This window comes from Micromonospora sp. NPDC051296 (genome assembly GCF_040682255.1).
GTDB classification, from domain to species: domain Bacteria; phylum Actinomycetota; class Actinomycetes; order Mycobacteriales; family Micromonosporaceae; genus Micromonospora; species Micromonospora craterilacus.
On sequence record NZ_JBFBAO010000334.1, the window covers coordinates 1 to 7,815 of the forward strand.

2 protein-coding genes are annotated in these 7,815 nt (G+C 74.7%); both read right to left on the bottom strand.

Features of this window, described 5'->3' with window-relative positions; translation table 11 throughout:
- Nucleotides 1–1,315 (bottom strand): condensation domain-containing protein (locus AB0M52_RS26865; RefSeq protein ID WP_363959155.1); only part of this gene is annotated, 1,315 nt, incomplete at its 3' end.
- Nucleotides 1,312–7,785, bottom strand: coding sequence for an amino acid adenylation domain-containing protein (locus tag AB0M52_RS26870; RefSeq protein ID WP_363959158.1), 6,474 nt, complete (start codon nt 7,783–7,785; stop codon nt 1,312–1,314). The genes AB0M52_RS26870 and AB0M52_RS26865, both read right to left, overlap by 4 nt.
- Nucleotides 7,786–7,815 lie beyond the last annotated feature (30 nt).

Sequence of the window (7,815 nt, forward strand, 5' to 3'; positions counted from 1 at the left end):
GCTCGCCCAGCGGCGCGCCGTCGGCGGCGGCCCCGGCGTCGGCGATGCCGATGGCGCTGGTGAACACCACCGGGAACAGCGCCGCCTCGGCACCCTGCCGGCGGGCGATCTCCCGCATCACCTCGATCCCGCTGAACGTGCGGTGGTCCAGGTCCTCCCACAGCTGCGCCTGCAGGTCACGGGCCCGCTCGGCGAAGCGGCGGGTCGGGTCGGCGTCGACCGCCAGCAGCTCCACCGAGGTGAAGTCGCCGACGAGGGCGTTGACCTGCTCGTGCAGCGGCATCCGGTTGAGCAGCGTGATGTCCAGGGTGAACCGGGACCGGCGGCTCCACGCCGCGATGGTGTCGGCGTACGCGGCCAGCACCGCCCCGGACGGGCTGATGCCGTGCCGGCCGGCCCGCTCGCGCAGCCGCTCCCAGACCTCCGGCGACAGCCGGGTCTCCCAGCGGCGGAACCGGCCCTCGCTGTCGGCCGGGCGGGCCACCGTTGGCAGTTCCGGCGCGGCCGGCAGGTCGTCGAGGCGGGCCAGCCACCACTGCCGGTCCCGCTCGTGGCGCGGGCTGTCCCGCACCGCGCGTTCGGCCAGCTGGTAGTCGCGGAAGGTGATCTCCAGCGGCGGCAGCGGCTGGTCCGGCCGGTGGTAGAGCCGGTGCAGCTCGTCCAGGACGACCTGCACGCTGATGAAGTCGGCGATCAGGAAGTCGATCGACACGTGCAGCACGGCCCGGCGGTCGGCCAGGGTGATCCGGGCGGCGAACAGCGGCCACCGGTCGGGGGTGTGCACCAGGTGGTCCATCTCCGCGCGGACCGCGCTGACACCGGCCTCGACCACCGCGTCGGGGCGGCCGGTCAGATCGATCACCGGCACCTCGAACGGCGGCACCTGCGGCAGCACCCGCTGCGCGCCGTCGGCCTCCACCACCGCGCGGAGCATGTCGTGCCGCTCGATCAGCGCCCGCCAGGCGGCGGTCATCCGCGCCGGGTCCAGCTCCGGGTAGACCAGTTCGCCGTAGCCGTGGCAGGCGACGCCGCCGTAGGCGAACGTCTCCCCCCGACCGAGCAGGTACGCCGCCTGCACGTCGGTGACCGGGAACGGTTCGTGCCGGCGCTGCGGCTCGGGTACCAGGGCGACGGTCCCCGCGCCGTCGTCGAGGTGGGCGACGATCTCGTCGCGGCGGGCGCGCAACGCCTCCCGGCGGGCCGGTGTCATCGCCCCCTGCGGGGCCCGGAAGCGCAGCTGACCGGCCTCCAACCAGATTCGCACCCCTGCGCTCTCCAGCTCGGCGAGCAGGTCACCGGCGGACGACTGACTCATATTGTGCCCTCCTCGAAGTCACCCGGTTCCACCGCGCCGCGGTGGGCGTCGAAGACGTCTGCCAGCTGCGCCACGGTCGGCGCCAGGAACAGTTGCCGCAGCGACAGCTCCACCCCGTGCCGCTGCCGCAGCGTCTCCACCAGCCGGGTGGCCAGCAGGCTGTCCCCGCCCAGGGTGAAGAAGCTCTGCTGCCGGCCGATCCGGTCGCAGTCGAGCACCTCGGCCCAGATCTCGGCGAGGAGCTTCTCGCTATCCCCGCGCGGGCTCTCGTCGGGCTCGTCGTCGGGGTCGGCGGCCAGCTGCGCGGTCAACGCCCGGCGGTCCACCTTGCCGTTGGCGGTCAGCGGCAGGGCCGGCACGCCGGTCACCCGTTCCGGGACCATGTAGCTGGGCACCCGTTCGGCCAGGAACCCGACCAGCGTCGCGCCGTCGACCGGCTCGCCGGCGGCGACCACGGCCAGCGCCAGCCGGCGGTGGCTCCCCTCGCCGACGGTGAGCGCGACGGCCCGGGCCACCCCCGGGTGCGCCTCGGCCGCCGCCTCGATCTCCCCCAGCTCGATCCGGTGTCCCCGGATCTTGACCTGGAAGTCGACCCGGCCGAGGAACTCCAGCGTGCCGTCCGGCCAGTAGCGGCCGAGGTCGCCGGTGCGGTACCAGCGGTGCCCGTCGACGGTGACGAACTGCCGGGCGGTGGTCTCCGGGTCACCCCGGTAGCCGTTGGCCACCCCGGCGCCGCCGATCCACAGCTCTCCGGGCACCCAGTCGGGACAGTCCCGGCCACGCGGGTCGACCACCCGGTAGCGCTGGTTGCGCAGCGGGCGGCCGTACGGCACCGACCGCCAGTGGGCGGGCACCTGGTCGACCTCGCAGGCGTTGGACCAGATGGCGGCCTCGGTGGCACCGCCCAGCGCCACGAACCGGGCCTGCGGGCACCGGCCGCGCAGCCGGCCGGGCAGGTCCAGCCCCACCCAGTCGCCGGAGACCAGCACCAGCCGCAGCGCCAGCCCGTCCGCGTCGGCCGCGACCAGGAGCATGTCCAGCAGGGCCGGCACCGAGTTCCACACGGTGACCCCGGCGCGGCGGGCCTGCGCCGCCCAGCTGCGCGCCTCCCGCCGGTCCTCGTCGGCCACGCAGACCACCGCGCCACCGGCGGAGAGCAGCCCGAAGATGTCGTAGACGGACAGGTCGAAGTCGAGCGCCGAGACCGCCAGGACCCGGTCGGCGGGGCCGACTCCGTAGCGGGTGTTGATGTCGTCGACGGTGTTCAGCGCGGCCCGGTGGGTGATCTCCACGCCCTTCGGCTCGCCGGTGGAGCCCGAGGTGAAGATGACGTATGCCAGCTCGTCCGGATCGACCTCGACCGGCGCGGGCAGCGGCGTGGCGTGGGTGTCCGGCGCGACGACCGGATGCGCGGTGGGCAGGTCGGGCCGGGCAACGACGGCCCGCGCCCCGGCTCGGGCGTAGATCCGGTCGCGTCGCTCGGCCGGCTGGTCGACGCCGACCGGGACGTAGCGACCGCCGGCGGCGAGCACGCCGAGCACGGTGGCGACCTGGTCGACGCCGCGGGGCAGGGTCACCGCCACCGCGTCACCGGCGGCGACGCCGTGCTCGCGCAACGCCCCGGCGATGCGCAGCGCCCGGGCGGCCAGGTCGCCGTAGCCGATCTCCTCGCCGTCTGCGGTGACCACCGCCGGGGCGTCCGGGGTGGCGGCGGCGTGCGCGAAGAAGCCGGTGTGCAGCAGCCCGGACGGCAGCGGGCCGGCGGTGTCGTTGACCGCGTCGCGGACCCGTCGTTGCGCCGCCGGCAGCGGCGGCGGCGCGGCGGCGGCCCAGTCCGCCGTGGTCAGCCAGGTCAGCAGTTCGCGGTACGCGTCGAACATCGCGTCGAGCAGCCCGGCGGGGAACAGTTCCTCGACGGAGTCCCAGTTGTAGACCAGGCCACCGTCGCGCTCCATCACCTGGTTGTCCAGCCAGACCTGCGGGGTCTGCGAGATGCCCCAGACCAGTTCGCCGAAGGGGAAGGACATCTCGCTCATGCCACCGGCGACGCCGAGGGCGCTGGTGAACACGACCGGCATGCTCACCGCGCCGCCCTGCCGGCGGCGGGCGAGTTCGCGCAGCACCCACAGCGCGGACACCGAGTCGTGGGCCATGCCCTCCCAGACCTGCTCCTGCGTCCGCCGGACCACGTCCAGCCAGCTGTCATCCACCCCGGCCCGGTACGCGACCAGCAGCAGCGAGGTGAAGTCACCGAGGATGTGGTTGATGTCGGGATGCACGTCGCGCCGGTTGAACAGGGTGAAGTTGACGGTCAGTTCGCCGCGTCCGCTCCAGCCCGACAGCACCTCGGCGAAGGCGGCGGCGAGGACGCTGGCCGGCGTCACCCCGTGCCGGCGGGCCTGCTCGGTCAGCCGCCGCCACTGGCCGGGGTCGAGCCGGTCCTCACGGCGGTGGAAGCGCGGGGCGAGCACGGTGGCCGGGTCCACGGCCAGCGGCAGCGGCGGCGCGGGCGGCAGGGTGTCCAGGCGGTCCAGCCAGTACCGCTGGTCCGTGGCCACGGCCTCCGGGTCGGCCGGGGCGGCGAGTACGTAGTCGCGGAAGCTCACCCCGACCGGGCGCAGCGTCGCCGCCGGGTCCCGGTAGAGGGTGGTCAGCTCGTCGAAGACGATCACGATGCTGAGCGCGTCGAGGACGATGTAGTCGAAGCTGAAGCCGATGCGGACGCGGCCGTCGCCGTACCGGACGGCGGCGATCTCCAGCAGCGGCCACCGGCCCGGGTCGGGGATCCGGTGCGCCATCCGCTCGCGCAGGTCACCCAGGGCCTCGTCGCCGCCGTCGCGCACGGTGACCCGGAACCGGTCCACCTGGGCCAGCACCCGCTGATCGCCGTTGTCGTCGAAGATCGCGCGGAGCATGTCGTGCCGCGCGACGAGCTGGTTGGCGGCGTCCTCCAGCCGGGTGAGGTCGACGTCCGAGCCGTCGAACTCCCAGTACCAGTGTGAGCCGACGCCGCCCAGGGCGAAGTCGCTGCTGCGCCCCAGCCAGTACGCCCGTTGCACGTCGGTGGGCGGGAACGGCTCGTACCGGTGCGCCGGGTCCGGGCGCAGCGCAGAGGGGGCGGGCCGGTCCGTACCGGCGCGGCGCAGGGTGGCGGCGAAGTCGGCCAGCACCGGGGTGGCGAACAGCTGCCGCAGGTTCGCCCCGTCGAGTCCGGCCGCGGCGAGCAGCGCCATCGACCGGGTGGCGACCAGGCTGTCCCCACCGGCGGCGAAGAAGCTCTGCCGCCGCCCCACCGCCGCGACGCCGAGCAGCTCGGCCCAGATCCGGGCCACCTCGCGTTCGATGTCGCCGACCGGGGCTTCGAGTTCCGTCGGCTCGGGTCGGGCCGCCTCGACGAGCCGGGCGACTGCCCGCCGGTCGACTTTCGCGTTGGCCGACAGCGGGAGCTGGTCGGTGAGCACCAGCCGTTCGGGCACCATGTAGCCGGGTACCAGCCCGGCCAGCCAGTCGCGCAGCGCGGCCGGGTCGAGGTCGGTGTCGGCGGTGACGACGGCGGCCAACTGTCGGGGCGTACCGAGGGCCACCGCGACCGCCCGGCCGACCGCCGGGTGCCGCTCCAGGGCGGTCTCGATCTCGCCCAGCTCGATCCGGTGCCCCCGGATCTTGACCTGGGCGTCGGCCCGGCCGAGGAACTCCACGGCGCCGTCCGGGTGGTAACGGGCCAGGTCGCCGGTGCGGTACCAGCGCACCCCGTCGATCTCGCGGAACTGTGCGGCGCTGCGCTCGGGGTCACCGCGGTAGCCGTCGGCCACCGAACGCCCGCCGATCCACAGTTCACCGGGAACCCAGTCCGGTCGGTCCCGACCGGCCGGGTCGACCACCCGCATGAGCTGGTTGGCCAACGGCACGCCGTACGGCACCGAACGCCAGGTGGCGGGCACCAGCACCGGCACCACCTGCACGGTGGAGTGGATCGCGGTCTCCGTGGTGCCGCCCAGCGCCACCAGCGTCGCGCCCGGGGCCTGCGCGGCCAGCCGGCCGGCCAGGTCGAGCCCGACCCAGTCACCGCCGAGCAGGGCCAGCCGCAGCGGCAGGTCCGCGTCGCCTCCGGCGGTCAGCAGCATGTCCAGCAGCGCCGGGACGGACTGCCAGACGGTGACCCGGTGCCGGCGTACCAGCGCCCGCCACCGCTCGGCGTCGCGCCGCTCGTCCTCGGCGACGCAGACCACCGCCCCGCCCGCGCCGAGCAGGCCGAACATGTCGTAGACCGACAGGTCGAAATCGAGGGCCGAGACCGCCAGGACCCGGTCGTCGGGGCCGACCCGGAACCGCCGGTTGATGTCGTCGATGGTGTTGACCGCGGCCCGGTGCGGCACCTGCACGCCCTTCGGCTCGCCCGTCGAGCCGGAGGTGAACAGCAGGTAGGCCGGGTCGTCGTCACTGCTGGCGGCCGGGTTGACCGGCGGGAACGACCGGTCGGCCAGGTCGACCACGCACACCGACGTGGGCAGGTCGGGCAGCGGTCCGTCGGCCACCACGTGCCGCACCCCGGCCACCGCGTGGATCCGGGCCCGGCGGGCGGCCGGCTGGTCGACGCCGACCGGCACGTACACGCCGCCGGCCCGCAGCACCGCCAGCACGGCGACCACCTGCTGCGGTCCCTTCTCGACGGTGACGGCGACCGGGTCGCCGCGGCGCACCCCCTGGGCGACCAGCGCACCGGCGACCCGGTCGGCCCGGTCGGCGAGTTCGCCGTAGCTGAGCAGCCCGTCGGTGCCCCAGAGCAGCGCCGGCCGGTCCGGCTCCGTGCGGGCGCGGGCGAAGAAGTCGTCGTGTAGCCGGCGACGGCGCACCGGGCGTCCGGTGTCGTTGGCCGCCGCGCGGATCTGCCGGGTCGGCTGCGGCAGCAGCTCCGGCAGGGTGACGGACCAGTCCGCGTCGTCGTCCAGCAGCCAGTCCAGGATCTTCCGGTACGCCTCGAACATCTGCCCGACCAGGCCCGGCGGGAACAGTTCCTCGACGCAGTCCCAGTTGACGAACAGCCCGTGTTCGCGCTCGGTGACCTGCACGTCGAGCCACACCTGCGGGGTCTGCGACATGGTCCAGCCGGGCGCGCCGAAGCTGTCGCGCACCTCGGCGTCGAACAGTTCGCCGAGGCTGAGTGCGCTGGTGAAGACCACCGGGGCACCGACGGGGGTGCCGCCGCGCCGGCGGGTCAGGTCGCGCAGCACGTCCACACCGGTGTAGCCGGGGTGGGCGGCGTCGGCGCGCATGCGCTCCTGCACGGCGCGGGCGAACGCCACGAAGTCGTCGCCGGCGCCGGTGTCGACCTCGAGCAGCAGCAGGTTGGTGAAGTCACCGACCAGGTGCGCGACGTCGGAATGGACCGGCTGGCGGTCGTAGAGCGGCAGGTTGAGCAGGAAGCGCGGGGCGGCGCTCCAGCGGCCGAGGACGTGGCCGAAGGCGGCCAGGAACAGCACCGGCAGGGTCAGCCCGTACGACCGGGCCCGCTGCCCGAGCCGTTCGCCCTGCTCCGGGGAGACCCAGTGGTGGTGCCGGACCACGCGCTGGCCACTGACCTGCTGCGGATCGACGGCCAGCGGCAGCTCCGGCGGTCCGGGCAGCTCGGGCAGCCGAGCCTGCCAGTGCGCCCGGTCGGCGTCGCGCGCACCGCCACGGCGCTCGGCCAGGGTGGCCCGGTAGCTCGGGTAGTCCAGCCCGACCGGGGGCAGTTCGGCGTCCGGGTCCCGGTAGAGCCGGGCGAGGTCCGACATCAGGATGCGGAAGCTGTGCGCATCGGCCACCAGCATCTCGATGTGCACGTGGCATCGGGTGCCGCCGCCGGGCAGCAGCGACAGCTGCACGTCGAAGACCTCGCCGCGGGCCACGTCCAGCCGCCGGTGCGACAGCCGGTCGCGCAGGTCGAGCAGGGCCCGTTCGGCCGCGTCGGGCTCCGCTGCGCGCAGGTCGTGCACGGTGAGCCCGGGCCAGGGGCTGGTGGCGAGGATGCGCTGCCGGCCGTCGTCGTCGAACCGGGCGCGCAGCATGCCGTGCCGGCGCAGCAGCGACCGGACGGCGGCCTCCAGTCGGGCCGGGTCCACCTCGACGCCGTCGAACTCGTTGTAGAAGTGCGCGCCCACCCCGCCGAGGGCCTGGCCGTCGCCCCGTCCCACCCAGTACGCGTGCTGCATCGGGGCCAGGTCGAACGGCTCGGCGCCGTCGACGACGGACAGCGGCGGGTCGTCCGGCACCACCGCGCCGGCGGGAACCCGGTCGGCGACCATCCGCCACCAGTCGTCGAGGGTGCGACCCTCGATCAGTTCCGCGAAGCTGACCGTCACGCCCCGCTGGTGCCAGCGGCCGACCAGTCGCATCACGCCGATCGAGTCGAGGCCGAGCTGGAGCAGGTCGGCGTCGTCGGCGACCGTGCCGGGTGGTTCGCCGAGGACCGCCGCGATGTCGTCCCGCATGCCGTCCCGGGTGAAGGGTCGCGTGTGTTC